Raw genomic sequence first — 14,937 nt, forward strand, 5'->3', positions numbered from 1 at the left:
CCCATCCGCCTTTGCGCTGGATCAAGGCCGGCCGCCCTGTGATGGCGGCAATGTCGCGCCCATGACGGATCCTCTTTCGTTCGATGTCGCCGTGGTCGGGGCGGGGCCCGCCGGTCTGGCCCTGGCGCGGTCGCTGCGGACCAGCGGCCTGTCCATCGCCGTGGTCGAGGCCCAGGGCGCGGCGGTGCTGCACAATCCCGGGCCGGACGGCCGCGAGATCGCCCTGACCCACCGGTCGATGCGGACGTTGAAAGCGCTTGGCGTCTGGGAGCGTATTCCGGAAGGGGAAATCTCGGACCTGCGGCAGGCCTGCGTCCTGGACGGCGCCTCGCCCTTCGCCCTGAGATTCGAGGCCGGCGCCGGTGAGCGGCTGGGCGTTCTGATCTCCAACCACCTGATCCGCAAGGCCTTGATCGATCTGGTGGCGGATCAGGCGGATGTCACCCTGGTCTGCGGACGCCGGGTGGTCGGGTGCGAGATCGCGGCCGGGGCGGGGGGGACCCTGACGCTGGACGACGGCGAGCGGTTGCAGGCGCGTCTGGTGGTCGTCGCCGATTCCCGGTTCTCGGGCGTCCGGGATCTGCTGGGCATAGGCGCGGACATGGACCGGCTGGGCCGCAGCATGCTGGTCTGCCGCATGCGCCACGACCAGCCCCATGGCCATGTGGCGACCGAGTGGTTCGACCACGGCCAGACCGTCGCCCTGCTGCCCGTCGCCGACGCGGAGGAGCGGGTGTCCTCGGTCGTCCTGACGCTGGATGCGCCCAAGATCGCCGCCCTGACCGCCTTGCCGCCCGACGCCTTTGACGCCGAGGTCGAGCGCCGGCTGAAGGGCCGGCGGACCGGGCTTAAACTGCTGGGCGCGCGTCACGCCTATCCGCTGGTGACGAGCTGGAGCCGCCGTTTCGCGGGCGAGGGCTTCGCCCTGATCGGCGACGCCGCCGTGGGGATGCACCCGGTGACGGCCCATGGGTTCAACCTGGGCCTGCTCGGCCAGGAGACCCTGGCCAGGCTGATCCTGTCGGCGCGGGGGGGCGATATCGGTTCGGCCCGTCTGATGGCCCGCTATGAGGCCCGGCACAGGCAGGCGGCCCTGCCGCTGTTTCAGGCCACGCGCGCGCTTTTGCGACTGTTCACCGACGACGCCCCGCCGATGCGTCTGGCGCGGGGCGCGGCCCTGAGGGCGGCCCAGGCCGCGGCGCCGTTCCGGATGGCGATCCGGCGGATGCTGACCGCCTGAGGCGGGGCCGGGTCAGAAAATCCGGCGGCCCGCGACCCAGGTCCCGGTCACCTTGCCCTGAAGCCTGCGGCCGTCGAACGGGGAGTTGCGGGACTTGGACCTCAGGGTGGAGGCGTCGATGACCACCGGGGCGTTGAGGTCGAACAGGACGAGGTCGGCCGGGGCGCCGGCGGCCAGGACGCCGCTGTCCAGACCCAGGACGCCGGCGGGGCCGGCGGTCAGGGGGCGCAGGACGTCCAGCAGGTCCAGTCCGTCCTCGTGATGCAGGGACAGCATGGCCGGCAGCAGGGTTTCCAGACCCACGGCGCCGGGCATGGCCTCCGAGAAGGGTCGGCGCTTGTCCTCGGCCGGGGCCGGGGCGTGGGCCGAGGTGACGATGTCGATCAGACCCTCGCGCACGGCCTCGATCAGGGCCTGACGGTCGGATTCGGCGCGCAGCGGCGGGTCCAGCCGGAAGAAGGTCCGGTAGTCGCCGATGTCCAGTTCGTTGAAACACAGGTGGTTGATGGAGACCGAGGCCGAGACCTCCAGCCCGCGCTTGCGCGCCCGGGCCAGGGTCTCGAGCGCGCCTTCGGTCGAGATCTGGTCGACGAGGAAGCGGACGCCGGTCTGTTCGACCAGGGCCAGGTCGCGCTCCAGCTGGATGCGTTCGGCGATGGCCGGGACGCCCGACAGGCCCAGCCGGGTCGCCATCTCGCCCGAGGTGGCCACGGCGCCCTCGCTGAGCCAGGGGTCGGCGGGACGGCAGGCGATCAGGGTGTTGAACGAGGCTGCATAGCTCATCACCCTTTGCAGGGTGCGGCTGTTGGCGATGACATGGTCGCCATCGGTGAAATACAGGGCGCCGGCCTCATCCATCAGGCCGATCTCGGCCATGCGCAGCCCGTCGCGTCCTTGCGTCGCCGCCCCGGCCGCCCGGACATTGACCAGGTTCAGGGCCGCGCCGCGCCGCTGGATGAACTCGATCATCGCCGGATCGTCGATGGCCGGATCGGTGTCGGGCTGGATGACGATGGTGGTGACGCCGCCCGCCGCCGCCGACAGGCTGGCGGACTTCAGGGTCTCGCGCGGCTCGGCGCCGGGTTCGCCGGTCCTGACGCGGATGTCGATCAGGCCGGGGGCGAGACACAGGCCCCCGGCGTCGACGATCTCGACCCCCGCAGGACGTTCGGTGGCGGCGCCGTGCACGACCTCGACGATCCGGCCGTTCTCGATCAGGACGGCGCCGGGGCCGTCATAGTCAGACGCCGGGTCCAGCAGGCGGGCGTTGACGATGGCCAGTGGGGAGGGTGCGGCGGCGATCATCGGTCGTCTCCGATCCGGGCGGAGAGGGCGGCCAGCACGGCCATGCGGGCGGCGACGCCCATCTCGACCTGGTCCTGGATCAGGCTGACCGACCGGTCGTCGGCGACGTCGGAATCGATCTCCACCCCCCGGTTCATCGGCCCGGGGTGCATCACCTTCGCGCCCGGCGCGGCCCAGGCCAGTTTCTCCCGGTCCAGACCCCAGAAGCGGAAATATTCGCGGGTCGAGGGGACCAGAGCCCCCTCCATCCGCTCCAGTTGCAGGCGCAACATCATGACGACGTCGCAGCCTGCAAGCCCCTCGCGCATGTCGTGGAAGACCTCGCAGCCCCAGCGGTCGGCGTCGCCGGGCACGAGGGTGGGCGGGCCGACCAGGCGGACGCGGCACCCCAGCATCGACAGCAGGATGATATTGGACCGCGCCACCCGGCTGTGGGTGATGTCGCCGCAGATGGCCACGGTCAGGGAGGTGACGTCACCAAAGGCGCGGCGCAGGCTGAGCAGGTCCAGCAGGGCCTGGGTCGGATGTTCATGGCGTCCGTCGCCGGCGTTGACGACAGCGCAGCCGACCTTCTGGCTCAGCAGGGCCGCCGCGCCCGAGGCGCCGTGGCGGATGACCAGAATGTCCGGCTTCATGGCGTTCAGGGTGACCGCCGTATCGATCAGGGTCTCGCCCTTCTTCACCGAACTGGCGCCCACCGGCATGGTGACGACGTCGGCGCCCAGCCGTTTGGCGGCGATCTCGAAGGAGGAGGAGGTGCGGGTCGAGTTCTCGAAGAACAGATTGACCACCGTCCGTCCGCGCAGCAGCGACAGGGTTTTTGACGACTGGCGATTGAAGTCGACGAAGGCGTCCGCCAGGTCCAGCAGGGCCATGGCGGTGGGGGCGTTCAGATCGCCGGCGGACAGGAAGTGGGGCGTCGGAAACGGAGCCAGCCGTTCGAGGATTTCGGGCTCGGTCACGGTCAGCTGGGTCATCAAGGTCTGGCTATAGAGCGGAATCGGTTCGGATGCGAAGCGTCCGGGCGCAGATTTCGCGCAAATGCCCCCAGCGGAATCGGTTCGGATGCGAAGCGTCCGGGCGCAGATTTCGCGCAAATGCCCCCAGCGGAATCGGTTCGGATGCGAAGCGTCCGGGCGCAGATTTCCGGCAAAGCTATGTGACGCCCTGGCCCAGTTGGAATACCGCCAGCAGGATCGGGATCATCACCGCGCTGCCGACGGTGGTCAGGGCGATGATCCCGGCCATCAGCGGGGCGTCGCCGCCCATCTGGCGGGCCAGCATATAGGCCGCGGCCGCCCCGGGCGCGGCGCCGCACAGCAGGGCCAGGCCCTGGGCCAGTTCGTCGCCGCCGAACAGGACGCACAGCCCCCACATCAGGGCCGGCATGACGCCCAGTTTGACGACCGAGACGGCGCCGATGGTCCATTTCCGCCGGGCCACCTCGGCGAAGCTGAGGCCGGCGCCGGCCACGATCAGGCCCAGGGGCAGGGCCCCGGCGCCGAGCAGCGCCAGGGTCTCGGAGATGCCGGGGATGCGGGGAACGCGGGCGAAATTCAGCGCCAGCCCCAGAAGACAGGCCATCAGGATCGGATTGGCCAGCATGGCCTTGATCAGGGCCAGCGGGCGGACGCCGCGCTGGTCGGCGCCCCAGCGGGCCAGGACGGCGACACAGGCGATATTGGTCACCGGGATGATGCAGGCGATCATGACCGCCGCCAGGGCCAGTCCGCGCTCGCCATAAGCCGACTGGATGACCGGCAGGAAGACGAAGCTGTTCCAGCGGATCACGCCCTGGAAGACGCTGGTGTAGGCGGGGCCCTCGATCGTCAGGAAGGGTTTGGCGAGCAGGGCGCCGGCTGAAACGATCAGGATGGCGACGACGGCGGCCCCGGCCGCGGCCGGGGCGCTGCCGCCCGACAGGTCGGCATGCCAGATGGCGGGCACGAGGAAGCCCGGATAGAGCCAGTTGATCGACAGTTTCTCGATCGGCCGCCAGGCGGCGTCGGGCAGGAAGTTCGACTTGCGCAGTCCATAGCCGAGGGCGATCAGGACGAAGACCGGCAGGATGCCGGCGATCAGGGCGGTCATATCCGCAAACGGTCCAGGGCCCCCTGCAGGATCCATGCGGCGGCGGTGCGGTCCACGACCTGGGCCCGGCGCTTGCGGTTCAGGTCCAGCTCCCCGATCAGGAACCGTTCGACGGCGCTGGTCGACAGCCGTTCGTCCTGGAAGGCGATGGGGATCGGGCGCAGCCGCTCCAGATTGCGGGCGAAGGCGCGGCACGACTGGGCGCGGGGCCCCTCGGTCCCGTCCATGTTCAACGGCAGGCCGATGATCAGGGCCGAGACCTTGCGGTGATCCATCAGTTTGAACAGCCGCTCGGCCTCAAAGGTGAACTTCGACTTGCGGATCAGTTCCAGCGGGCTGGCGATCATCCGGCTGGTGTCGGACACCGCCACGCCGATGGTCTTTTCGCCCAGATCCAGACCCATCCAGGCCGTGTTCGGCGGACAGGCGGCGGGCAGGGCGGTCAGGTCGAGGACGGGCACGGCGGCTGCATAGGCCACGATGTTCCTGTTGCGAAGGCGCAAACCTTGTGAATCCGCGACCGGACGGCTAATCCCGGCGGTTCATTCCACCCCACGACGGACGACTGGAGGGCCGCATGGCCATCGACGCCGCGACCGTGCGCAAGGTTGCGCACCTCGCCCGCATCAAGACCCCCGAGGACCGGCTGGAGCCGCTGGCCCAGGAGCTGAACGGCATCCTCGCCTGGATCGAGCAGCTCGACGAGGTGGATATCGAGGGGGTGGCGCCGATGACGTCCAACGTCAGCCAGCCGCTGCGCCTGCGCGACGACGTGGTCACCGACGGCAACAAGGCGGCCGACGTGCTGTCGAACGCGCCCAGCGCCGCCGAAGGATTCTATGTCGTGCCCAAGGTGGTCGAATAGTCATGAGCGATTTGACCACACTGACCCTCAAGGGCGCCGTCGACGGCCTGAAGTCCAAGGCCTTCTCGTCCGAAGAGATCACCCGCGCCTTCCTGTCCAGGATCGAGACCGCCAACCCGACCCTGAATGCCTTCATCGAGGTCACGGCCGACAAGGCGATCGATATGGCGAAGGCGTCCGACGCCCGGATCGCGGCCGGGCAGGGCGGGGTGCTGGAAGGCGCGCCCCTGGGCGTCAAGGATCTGTTCTGCACCGAGGGCGTCCAGACGACGGCCGGGTCGAACATGCTGCGCGGCTTCGTGCCCCCCTATGAATCGACCGTCACCGCCAACCTGTGGCGCGACGGGGCGGTGATGCTGGGCAAGCTGAACATGGACGAGTTCGCCATGGGCTCGTCCAACGAAACCTCGGCCTTTGGGCCCGTGGTCAATCCCTGGAAATCAACGCATTCGAACAGTCTGTTGACGCCGGGCGGCAGCTCGGGCGGATCGGCCAGCGCGGTGGCGGCGGACCTGTGCCTGGCCGCGACAGCCTCGGACACCGGCGGGTCGATCCGCCAGCCGGCCGCCTTCACCGGCACGGTGGGGATCAAGCCGACCTACGGCCGGGCCAGCCGCTACGGCATGGTCGCCTTCGCCAGTTCGCTGGACCAGGCCGGGCCGATCGCGAAGACCGTCGAGGACGCGGCCCTGCTGCTGAACTCCATGTGCTCGTTCGACGCCAGGGATTCGACCAGCCTCGACATTCCGACGCCCGACTGGACCCCGTTCGTCGGCAAGTCGGTCAAGGGTCTGCGTATCGGCGTGCCCTCGGAATATGTCGTCGACGGCATGCCGGAGGAGATGTCGAAGATCTGGGCCGAGGGCATCGAATGGCTCAAGGACGCCGGTTGCGAGATCGTCCACATCAGCCTGCCGCACACCAAATATGCCCTGCCGACCTACTATATCGTGGCGCCGGCCGAGGCCTCGTCGAACCTGGCCCGTTATGACGGCATGCGGTTCGGCCATCGCGCCGAGGGGCCGACCAGCCTGAACGACCTCTATGAGACCAGCCGGGCCGAGGGCTTCGGCAAGGAGGTCCAGCGCCGCCTGACCATCGGCGCCTATGTGCTGTCGGCCGGGTTCTACGACGCCTTCTATGTGAAGGCGCTGAAGGTGCGTCGCCGCATCGCCGAGGACTTCGACAATGTCTGGGACCGGGTCGACGCCATCCTGACGCCCTCGACGCCGTCGGCCGCCTTTGCCCTGGGCGACAAGCAGATCGATCCGGTGAAGATGTATCTGAACGACGTCTTCACGGTGACGACCAACCTCGCCGGCCTGCCGGGCATTTCGGTGCCTGCCGGCGTGGACGCCAACGGCCTGCCCCTGGGTCTGCAGGTCATCGGCAAGGCGCTGGACGAGGCGACGGTCTTCCAGGTCGCCGGGGCGCTGGAACGGGCCGCCGGGTTCACCGGCAAGGCGGAGAAGTGGTGGTGAGCATGACCGACACATCCAAACTCATCCAGGGCCGGACCGGCCTTTGGGAAATCGTCATGGGGCTGGAGATCCACGCCCAGGTGGCGTCGAACGCCAAGCTGTTTTCGGGGGCGGCCGTGGGCTTCGGCGCCGCGCCGAACGCCCAGGTCTCGTTGGTCGATGCGGGCTTTCCCGGCATGCTGCCGACGCTGAACCGGCACTGCGTCGAACAGGCGGTGAAGACCGGCCTGGGCCTGAACGCCAAGATCAATCTGTTCAGCCAGTTCGACCGCAAGAACTATTTCTATCCCGACCTGCCGACCGGCTATCAGATCAGCCAGCTTTACCATCCGATCGTCGGTGAAGGCGTCGTCGAGGTCGAGGGCGAGGACGGGGAGTTCTTCAACGTCGGCATCGAGCGTCTGCATCTGGAACAGGATGCAGGCAAGCTGATCCACGACCTGTCGCCGACCCATTCCTATGTCGATCTGAACCGGGCGGGCACGGCCCTGATGGAGATCGTGTCGCGTCCGGACATTCGGTCGCCGGAAGAGGCTGTGGCCTATGTGAAGAAGATCCGGACCATATTGATCTATCTCGGCGCCTGCGACGGCGACATGGAGAAGGGCAATCTGCGGGCCGACGTCAACGTCTCGGTGTGCCGCGACGGCCAGTACGCGAAGTTCAAGGCGACGGGCGAATTCAGCCATCTGGGCACGCGTTGCGAGATCAAGAACGTCAACTCGTTCCGCTTCATCTCCCAGGCCATCAACCACGAGGCCCGGCGCCAGATCGAGATCCTCGAGGACGGCGGCAAGATCGATCAGGAGACGCGCCTGTACGATCCCACGAAGAACGAGACGCGGTCGATGCGGTCCAAGGAGGAGGCGATGGACTATCGCTACTTCCCCGACCCCGACCTGTTGCCGCTGGAGCTGGAACAGGCCTGGATCGACGAGATCAGGGCCAATCTGCCGGAACTGCCCGACGCCAAGCGCAAGCGGCTGATGGCCGACTATGGGCTGTCGCTGTACGACGCGGTGGTGCTGATCTCCGACCAGGCCAAGGCCGACTATTTCGAGGCGGCGGCCCAAGGATGTGGAACAGGGCGGCGCGACGCCAAGCTGGTGGCCAACTGGGTGACCAACGAGGTCTCGGCCCGGCTGACCCTGGCCAACAAGGACTTCAGCGAGAACCCCTTGCCGGCGGCCCATGTCGCCCAGCTGGTCGAGCTGATCGAGACCGACGTCATCTCGTCGAAGATCGCCAAGGAGGTGTTCGACCACGTCTGGAACGGCGAGGGCTCGCCGGCCGAGGTCGTCGAAAAGCACGGGCTGAAACAGGTCACCGACACCGGCGCCATCGAGACCGCCATCGACGAGATCATCGCCGCCAACCCCGACAAGGCGGCGGCGGTGGCCGAGAAGCCCCAGGCGCTGGGCTGGTTCGTCGGTCAGGTGATGAAGGCGACCGGCGGCAAGGCCAATCCGGCGGCGGTCAATGAGATCCTGAAGGCGAAGCTGGGGTTGTAACCGCCGTCATCCTCGGGCTTGACCCGAGGATCGGGCGGGGACCGAGGGGACAGAAGAAGGGGCGCTCCAACGATGGAGCGCCCCTTTGCCGTTCCGGATGAAGAACATCCGATCCTCGGGTCAAGCCCGAGGATGACGGACGTCAGATGTCCTAGTTGTTGAACAGCGACAGGATCACGCCGGTGGCGAGGGCGGCGACGACGATGTCGCCGGTGTCGGTCCGGTAATAGCCATAGCCGCGCGGCGGGGCGCGCCAGCCGTGGCGGCGGTAGTCGCTGACGTACCAGTGACGGCGGTAGTCGTGGGGGATCACCGCACCGCGCTGCCAGCGGCGATAGTCCTGACGGTAGTCCCGACGCTGGTCGCGGACGCCGCGACGCCAGTCATTGTATCGCTCACGCTCCGTGTAGCGGCCGCCGTCGTGGCGGTTGTGGTCGGCGCGGCGTTCCCAGCGCTCGTAGCGGCCGTCACGGTCGCGGTCGCCCCAGGACTGGGCCGAGGCGGCCATCGGGGCGGCGAGGGCGGTGGTGGCCGCAATGGCGGCGATCATCAGGGTCTTGTTCAACACGGTCTGTTTCCTTTCCTCAGGGCTCGCCGACCGGGGCCGACGAGACAATCCGACTGTCTGAAGATTGAGGGTTTTCGCCTGAACCCGCGCTGAACGCGGGGTTCAGGATCAGACCTGATTTCGACCATGACGGTGGACACGAAAAAGGCCCCGGAGATCGCTCTCCGGGGCCTCGTTCCTTCCGGGGACGCCTACCAGCGCCAGAAGTCGCGGACGACGTCGATGATATAGCCGTCGTACTCGTCGATCAGATAGATCGAGTTGTCGACATAGACCCAGCGCGTCCCCTCGGGCGGATAGCCCAGACCGTAGGTGCGGTAGTCGTTCATCTGGTAGCGCCAGAAGATCGACGGCAGGTACTGGCCTTCATAGAAGCGCTGGCCATAGTACTGACGCGGCACACTGTAGTAGCCGTAGCCCGGGGCGAAATAGAAGCCGATCCGGACGCCGCTCCAGCTGCGGAAGCGGCGGTCGTTGCGCCACCAGTCCGAGCGCTGGCTGCGGTTCCAGTCGCGTTGCCAGCGGTTGCTGTCAAAGCGGTTGCGATAGTCCTGACGGTGCCGGTCGCGATCGCGGTTGCGGTCCCAGTTGCCGGGCCGGTTCGGACCATTGCCGTTCCATCCGCCATTGGGCCGGTCGGGCCGGGAGTCCGGGCGGTCGGGACGGCCCTGGCCGTTGGCGCGGTCGACGCCGCCGGAGGCGCGGTTGGCGCGATCCTGAACAATCTCGTCATGCGTCCGGGGACGATCCCGGTCACGACCGTCCCGGTCAGGACGACCGCCGCCATTGTTCCAGCCGCCGGCGGGACGATCAGGCCGGGTCTGGGGGGAAGGCTGCCGGTCGGGCCGGCCCTGTCCGCCCATCGCGCGGTCGACGCCGCCGGACGCGCGGTTGGCGCGGTCCTGGGGGCTGTCGCCGCGATCCTGACGCCCGAAGTCAGGACGCTGGGCCGGGCGCTCGCGCGCCGGCTCGCTGCGCGGTTCATCCCGCGCCGGTCGGGCGGCCCCGGCGGCGCGATCAACGCCCCCGGAGGCGCGGTTGGCCCGCTCCTGGGGGCTGTCGCTGCGGCCCGGACGGCCCCGGTCGCGCTGGGGCGCCTGGGCGAGGTCTTCGGAGCCGCGATCTCCGCGTTCCTGGGCCAGGGCCGAGAGCGGCGCCAGGGTCGGAAGGGCGAAGGCGGCGATGGCGGCGAAGGCCATCAATTGGCGTTTCATGGTCGTTTTCCCCGCACGCCCCATCGGGCGGCTTGAACACAGGATCGGCGTTTTCCCATGAACCGTATCTGAACAACCGACGGTCACAGATTAACTTTCGGACATGAAAAAGCCCCGCAAACCAGAGGCTTGCGGGGCTCACTCACACCGACCCGAGGGTCAGTACATATTGCCGAAGACGCTCGCGATCAGTCCGGTGGCGACGGCGATCAGGACGATGTCGCTGCCGGCGTGGACATAGCGATATCCATAGGGCGCCGGACGCAGGCCGTAGACGTAGGGATCGTTCACATAGTAGCCGCGATAGGCCGAGGGCAGATAGCCGCCCCGTTGCCACCGGTAGTTGGCGTAGCGCGGATCGACCCGATAGTAGCCGCGGTTCGGGGCGTACCAGTAGCCGGGCCGGGCGCCGCGATAGTCGCGGAAGTCCGCGCGGCCCTGATACCAGTTGCGGTTGTTGCGGTCATAGCGACGGTCGTGACGGGCGTCCTGACGGTAGTCCTGGCGATCATTGCGCCAGTCCTGACGGAAATCCCGGCGGTCGCTGCGATCGTCCTGACGATAGTCGCGCCGATCGTTGCGGTTCTCCTGACGGTACTCGCGGCGATCGCCGCGGTTGTCCTGACGCTGTTCGCGGCGATCGCCGCGATCACGGTCCTGCGCCTGTGCGGCCAGCGGCGCGGCTGTGGCGGCCAGGGCCAGGGCGACCAGAGCGGCCTTGGTAAAGCGGTTCATCCTCGTTCCTCCCGATGGGCGAAGACGTTTCAAGGCGTCCGACCCCGTTTAAGATGACGCCACCATCGGACCCGGCGCATGAACTCGTTCTGAACGGTGATGACAGGTTTCAAAGGGGGCGACTTGACGCCCCGGCGCCCGCCGGGAGACCCTGCCGGCGGCGGCCGCCCGGGTCGCGGCCGAACCTGCGGATCCCCCATGCCAAGCCCCATTGAACTCTGGTACTGGCCAACGCCCAACGGCTGGAAGGTGTCCATCGCCCTGGAGGAGATGGGTCTGGCCTATGAGATGAGGCCGGTGAACATCGGGACGGGGGAGCAGTTCACGCCGCAGTTCCTGGCCCTCAGCCCCAACGGGCGGATGCCGGCCATCGTCGACCGCGACGGGCCGGACGGCGAGCCTCTGGCGATTTTCGAGTCCGGCGCGATCCTGCAATATCTCGGCGTGAAGTCGGGCCTGTTCTATCCCCAGGACCCGCGCGGCAAGGCCGAGGTCGACCAGTGGCTGTTCTGGCAGGTCGGCGGTCTGGGCCCCATGGCGGGTCAGACGCATCATTTCCGCCAGTATGCGCCCGCCATGACCGCCGATCAGCGCCATCTGGCCTATGGCGTAAGACGCTACACGAACGAGACGAACCGACTGTATGGCGTCATGGACCGCCGGCTGGCGGACCGTGACTATCTGGCCGGAGACTATTCGATCGCCGACATGGCGGCCTGGCCGTGGATCTTGCCGACCTTGCAGGGCCAGAGCCTGGCGGACTTCCCCCATCTGGCGGCCTGGATGGAGCGGGTGGGCGCGCGGCCGGCGGTGCGGGCGGGCCGGGCCCTGGGCGAGGACCTGCGACGCAATCTGGCGGCGTCGGGCGCCCAGGCCGAGGCGGCGCGTCGGACGCTGTTTGGACAGAGCGCGCGTTAACCGTTCTGTACATGTCCGTAAACGCGGGGTTTCCGGGGCGTTTACGATGACTGAACAGCGCGGTAAGTCTTCATAAGTCCTTTACAAAAAACAGCTTTTTCCAGATTTGGCGTTAACTTTAACTTCAAGCCGGCGGGTGTTCCATGGCGATATCAAGGCGGGCCCAGAACGGGCGCGTTTGGAGGATGGAACGATGACCGCGCAAGAACTGGCGCAAGATTTCGACGGCGAGGCCCAGGCCCTGCCGCTGCCCACGCCCGACATGGACGGCGACGCGCTGTTCCATCTGGGCATGATGTACTCGTCCGGCTCGGGCGGTTGCCCGATGGATCGGGTCTCGGCCCATATGATCTTCAACCTGGCCGCGATGAAGGGCTCGATCGAGGCCCGCGTCTATCGCCGCGAGATGTCCATGGAAATGGAACGCGAGGAGATCGCCGAGGCCCAGAAGGCGGCCCGCCGCTACATCGACGCCGGCGCCGTTACCCTGGCCGCGTAAGCGGCCGGGCGCTTTGCGCCGGGCTACGTTCGCGACGCGGTCGCTCACTACCTGAGCGCAGGCCCCCCATCGTTGGCGGCTTGCACGAGACAGGCCGCGTCGGGTCGGGAGGTCCCGCAGGGCCGACGACCGCGGCCCGAAAGTCAGGGAAACTGCTGGTACTGGCCGTTGATGCTATAGGTGAAGCCAATGGGCAGGGCGGCCTTCACCTGGGTGAAGAAGGCGGCCAGTTCGCCGAGGTTCGAGCGCGGCACGAACAGGATGTCGCCGCGTCGCAGGGGAATGGCGTCGCCTCGCCGTTGCCGCAGATCGATCACCCGCATCATTCGACGATTGCCCGGGCCACGACGGATCAGGGCCACATTCTGAAGCTTGCCTGAAGGCAGGACGCCTCCGGCCTGGATCACCGCCTGAAGCGCCTCCATGTCGCCGGTCATCTCATAGACGCCCGGCGTCCGAACCTCGCCATCGACCCAGACGCGCATCGGGCCGGCGGTCTTGAGGCTGACCTCGACCACGGGACGGACCAGAACCCGCGCATAGGCGCCGCCAAGGGTTTGCTGCAACTCATACAGCGACCGGTCGGCCGCCATCACCTGACCGACCAGAGGCATGGCGATCCGACCGTCGGGCCCCACCTTGACCGTGCGGGTGTTTTCCGGGGCGGTGGGGGTGGCCACCTCGATCTCGTCGCCGGGATACAGCAGGTATTCCGGTTCGGCGTCCGACCAGTCCGCAAAATCCAGATCGGCCGGTCCGGCGCCCGCCGGTCCCGCATAGCCGCCCGAGCCGTTGTCATAGCCGCCGAGGCCCAGCTCCGGCATGGCGATGCGGCCGCCGCAGCCCGAGAGGGCCACAGCGCCCATGGCGATCAGGAGGGAACGACGGTCGGCGGTCATGCGGGGCGCCTGGATGAGGGAGCGAGGTCGGGAATCGGCAGGGTCGAGCCTGTGAAGCGACCTTCGGCAATCATGGGTAACGACTGGTTAACGCGGGTGGGCCAAGCATCTGGCCTGCTAACTCATCCACGGATTCGCCCATGCGATCGACGGCCTATGTACCGGCGCGACCCAGATACGGACTGGCCGACATCATCGGCCTGCTGTTCCGTGAGTTCTGGATCATGGTGCTGGTGTTCATTCTGGTCGCGGCCATCGGCGCTGCGGCGGTGATGACGATTCGCAAGACCTATGTGGCCAGCGCCGACCTCTATGCGGGCGCCGGCCAGGAATACGCCTATGAGCCCCGGGTCGGGGCCCTGACCGAACGGTCGTCCCAGGCCCCGGCGCCCGGCGAGGTGGCGGTGACCGAGGCCAAGATCCTGCAAAGCCGCGAGGTCGCCCTGCGCGCCGTGCGGTCGCTGGGGCTGGAGACCTTCCACAAGCCGGGCCGGCCCGCCAGGGGGTCCGTCGCCAAACAGGAAGGCGACGCGATCAAATCCATCCACGACGGTCTGGAGATCGGCACCGCCCCGCTCAGCCCGGTGATCGCCCTGAGCTATGAGAGCGACGACGCTGAAAAGTCCGCCCGGGTGCTGAACGCCCTGATCGACGCCTATCGGGAATACCGGCGTGAGGTGTTTCAGGACACCTCGACCTCGGCGATCGACGCCCAGAGGGTCACTTTCGAGGACGAACTGGCCGAGGTGGACCGCAACTATGAGCAGTTCCTCGCCTCCAACGACATCGGCGATTTTGCGACGACCAAGGCCGCTGCGGCGGCCACCTATCAGTCGATCTTCACCGACCGGATGCTGACCCAGGCCCAGCTGAGCCAGATGGCGGCGCGGGTGGCGACGCTGGAGCAGCAACAGCGCAATACGCCGGCCGAGGTGACCCTGCAGCAGGACCTGAACATGTCGGCCCAGGACCAGATCCGGACCCTCAGGGCCGAGCGGGCTCAGCTCCTGTCGCGCTATCAGCCTGACGCCCAGCCGGTGCGCGACGTCGAGGCCCGGATCGCCGAACAGGAGGCCCTGGTCGCCGGCGGCAATACGGTCGGCCCCAAGGAGGTCCGGGTCGGGCCGAGCACGGTCTGGACCGAGCTGGAGACCAACCGCATCAATGCCGCCGCAGATCGCGACGCCCTGGTCGACCGTCTGGCCACACTGGACGCCCAGCTGACCATATTGCGGGATCGTCAGGCCCGGCTGACCCGGCTGGAGTCCGAGAATGCGGTTCTGGCGGGCAATCGCGACGTCCTGACCGCCAGCATCCGCGAGTTCCAGCAGCGCGGGGCCCAGAACCGCGCTGACAACGATCTGGTCGCCCAGGGCGCCGACAATGTGAAGGTTCTGTCGCGCGCCTCGGCGCCGACCCGCGGATCCAGCCTGAAGGCCCCGCTGCTGGCGCTGGTGATCCTGTTCGCGGGCTTCACCGCCCTGTGCGTCGGCCTGCTGCGGGTGGTGACGCGACGCGGGTTCGTGACGCCTGCCTCGGTCGGGCGCACCTTGCAGATGCCGGTTCTGGCCGTCACCCCGGTCAAGGCCTGAGCGGTCTGGCGGGGATGAT

General features: G+C 67.9%; 15 protein-coding genes. 7 read left to right on the forward strand and 8 right to left on the reverse strand.

The features are described 5' to 3' along the window. Positions 1–61: 61 nt before the first annotated feature. Positions 62–1,240, forward strand: coding sequence for a 5-demethoxyubiquinol-8 5-hydroxylase UbiM (gene ubiM, locus ACW17W_RS07195; RefSeq protein WP_492080073.1), 1,179 nt, complete (start codon positions 62–64; stop codon positions 1,238–1,240). A 12-nt stretch (positions 1,241–1,252) separates the two neighbouring features. Here ubiM and pyrC read toward each other — a convergent pair whose 3' ends face one another. From pyrC to ruvX, 4 genes are all read right to left on the reverse strand, one after another. Then, on the reverse strand, positions 1,253–2,545 hold the full coding sequence (gene pyrC / locus ACW17W_RS07200) for a dihydroorotase (RefSeq protein WP_492080074.1): 1,293 nt from the start codon (positions 2,543–2,545) through the stop codon (positions 1,253–1,255). Then, positions 2,542–3,522 (reverse strand): aspartate carbamoyltransferase catalytic subunit, encoded by a 981-nt coding sequence (locus ACW17W_RS07205; protein ID WP_492080075.1) that lies wholly within the window; start codon positions 3,520–3,522, stop codon positions 2,542–2,544. The genes pyrC and ACW17W_RS07205 overlap by 4 nt, the downstream gene beginning before the upstream one ends. A gap of 178 nt (positions 3,523–3,700) precedes the next feature. Next, positions 3,701–4,636, reverse strand: coding sequence for an AEC family transporter (locus ACW17W_RS07210; RefSeq protein ID WP_492080076.1), 936 nt, complete (start codon positions 4,634–4,636; stop codon positions 3,701–3,703). After that, on the reverse strand, positions 4,633–5,097 hold the full coding sequence (ruvX, locus tag ACW17W_RS07215) for a Holliday junction resolvase RuvX (RefSeq protein WP_492080282.1): 465 nt from the start codon (positions 5,095–5,097) through the stop codon (positions 4,633–4,635). The genes ACW17W_RS07210 and ruvX overlap by 4 nt, the downstream gene beginning before the upstream one ends. 116 nt (positions 5,098–5,213) lie before the next feature. On the opposite strand from ruvX, the gene gatC reads away from it, so the two are divergent. The 3 genes from gatC to gatB are packed head-to-tail and all read left to right on the forward strand — an operon-like array spanning position 5,214 to position 8,493. Next, entirely contained in the window at positions 5,214–5,501 is a 288-nt protein-coding gene (gatC, locus tag ACW17W_RS07220; RefSeq protein ID WP_492080077.1) for an Asp-tRNA(Asn)/Glu-tRNA(Gln) amidotransferase subunit GatC, read from the forward strand. Positions 5,502–5,503: 2 nt separating this feature from the next. Further along, on the forward strand, positions 5,504–6,982 hold the full coding sequence (gene gatA / locus ACW17W_RS07225) for an Asp-tRNA(Asn)/Glu-tRNA(Gln) amidotransferase subunit GatA (protein WP_492080078.1): 1,479 nt from the start codon (positions 5,504–5,506) through the stop codon (positions 6,980–6,982). A 2-nt stretch (positions 6,983–6,984) separates the two neighbouring features. Beyond that, positions 6,985–8,493, forward strand: a complete 1,509-nt coding sequence (gene gatB / locus ACW17W_RS07230) for an Asp-tRNA(Asn)/Glu-tRNA(Gln) amidotransferase subunit GatB (RefSeq protein ID WP_492080079.1) — start codon at positions 6,985–6,987, stop codon at positions 8,491–8,493. Between the two features lie 151 nt (positions 8,494–8,644). On the opposite strand, the gene ACW17W_RS07235 is transcribed toward gatB, so the two are convergent. From ACW17W_RS07235 to ACW17W_RS07245, 3 genes are all read right to left on the reverse strand, one after another. Continuing rightward, complete coding sequence (locus ACW17W_RS07235) at positions 8,645–9,061, reverse strand: RcnB family protein (RefSeq protein ID WP_492080080.1); 417 nt, start codon at positions 9,059–9,061, stop codon at positions 8,645–8,647. Between the two features lie 191 nt (positions 9,062–9,252). Next, positions 9,253–10,275, reverse strand: coding sequence for an RcnB family protein (locus ACW17W_RS07240; protein ID WP_492080081.1), 1,023 nt, complete (start codon positions 10,273–10,275; stop codon positions 9,253–9,255). Between the two features lie 159 nt (positions 10,276–10,434). Next, complete coding sequence (locus ACW17W_RS07245) at positions 10,435–11,010, reverse strand: RcnB family protein (protein ID WP_492080082.1); 576 nt, start codon at positions 11,008–11,010, stop codon at positions 10,435–10,437. 198 nt (positions 11,011–11,208) lie between these two features. On the opposite strand from ACW17W_RS07245, the gene ACW17W_RS07250 reads away from it, so the two are divergent. Together ACW17W_RS07250 and ACW17W_RS07255 are read left to right on the forward strand one after the other, a co-directional pair. Beyond that, positions 11,209–11,928 carry a glutathione S-transferase N-terminal domain-containing protein gene (locus ACW17W_RS07250; protein WP_492080083.1) on the forward strand — a complete coding sequence of 240 codons (720 nt, stop codon included), beginning with the start codon at positions 11,209–11,211 and terminating at the stop codon, positions 11,926–11,928. A gap of 193 nt (positions 11,929–12,121) precedes the next feature. Further along, the gene (locus ACW17W_RS07255; RefSeq protein WP_492080084.1) at positions 12,122–12,427 is read left to right on the forward strand and encodes a sel1 repeat family protein; all 306 of its coding nucleotides are present in this window, start codon (positions 12,122–12,124) and stop codon (positions 12,425–12,427) included. 143 nt (positions 12,428–12,570) lie between these two features. Here ACW17W_RS07255 and ACW17W_RS07260 read toward each other — a convergent pair whose 3' ends face one another. Then, positions 12,571–13,326 (reverse strand): polysaccharide biosynthesis/export family protein, encoded by a 756-nt coding sequence (locus ACW17W_RS07260; RefSeq protein WP_492080085.1) that lies wholly within the window; start codon positions 13,324–13,326, stop codon positions 12,571–12,573. 140 nt (positions 13,327–13,466) lie between these two features. On the opposite strand from ACW17W_RS07260, the gene ACW17W_RS07265 reads away from it, so the two are divergent. After that, positions 13,467–14,918, forward strand: a complete 1,452-nt coding sequence (locus ACW17W_RS07265; RefSeq protein WP_492080086.1) for a GumC family protein — start codon at positions 13,467–13,469, stop codon at positions 14,916–14,918. Positions 14,919–14,937 lie beyond the last annotated feature (19 nt).

It is taken from the genome of Brevundimonas sp. FV1ye29L (genome assembly GCF_058681095.1).

What these genes read in the sequence shown, in the direction of transcription:
- ACW17W_RS07250 (WP_492080083.1), top strand. Translation starts at nt 11,209, where the DNA reads ATGCCAAGCCCCATTGAACTCTGGTACTGGCCAACGCCCAACGGCTGG.
- ACW17W_RS07260 (WP_492080085.1), bottom strand. Translation starts at nt 13,326, where the DNA reads ATGACCGCCGACCGTCGTTCCCTCCTGATCGCCATGGGCGCTGTGGCC.
- ACW17W_RS07245 (WP_492080082.1), bottom strand. Translation starts at nt 11,010, where the DNA reads ATGAACCGCTTTACCAAGGCCGCTCTGGTCGCCCTGGCCCTGGCCGCC.
- ubiM (WP_492080073.1), top strand. Translation starts at nt 62, where the DNA reads ATGACGGATCCTCTTTCGTTCGATGTCGCCGTGGTCGGGGCGGGGCCC.
- ACW17W_RS07255 (WP_492080084.1), top strand. Translation starts at nt 12,122, where the DNA reads ATGACCGCGCAAGAACTGGCGCAAGATTTCGACGGCGAGGCCCAGGCC.
- ACW17W_RS07205 (WP_492080075.1), bottom strand. Translation starts at nt 3,522, where the DNA reads ATGACCCAGCTGACCGTGACCGAGCCCGAAATCCTCGAACGGCTGGCT.
- gatC (WP_492080077.1), top strand. Translation starts at nt 5,214, where the DNA reads ATGGCCATCGACGCCGCGACCGTGCGCAAGGTTGCGCACCTCGCCCGC.
- ACW17W_RS07265 (WP_492080086.1), top strand. Translation starts at nt 13,467, where the DNA reads ATGCGATCGACGGCCTATGTACCGGCGCGACCCAGATACGGACTGGCC.
- gatB (WP_492080079.1), top strand. Translation starts at nt 6,985, where the DNA reads ATGACCGACACATCCAAACTCATCCAGGGCCGGACCGGCCTTTGGGAA.
- ACW17W_RS07240 (WP_492080081.1), bottom strand. Translation starts at nt 10,275, where the DNA reads ATGAAACGCCAATTGATGGCCTTCGCCGCCATCGCCGCCTTCGCCCTT.
- pyrC (WP_492080074.1), bottom strand. Translation starts at nt 2,545, where the DNA reads ATGATCGCCGCCGCACCCTCCCCACTGGCCATCGTCAACGCCCGCCTG.
- gatA (WP_492080078.1), top strand. Translation starts at nt 5,504, where the DNA reads ATGAGCGATTTGACCACACTGACCCTCAAGGGCGCCGTCGACGGCCTG.
- ACW17W_RS07210 (WP_492080076.1), bottom strand. Translation starts at nt 4,636, where the DNA reads ATGACCGCCCTGATCGCCGGCATCCTGCCGGTCTTCGTCCTGATCGCC.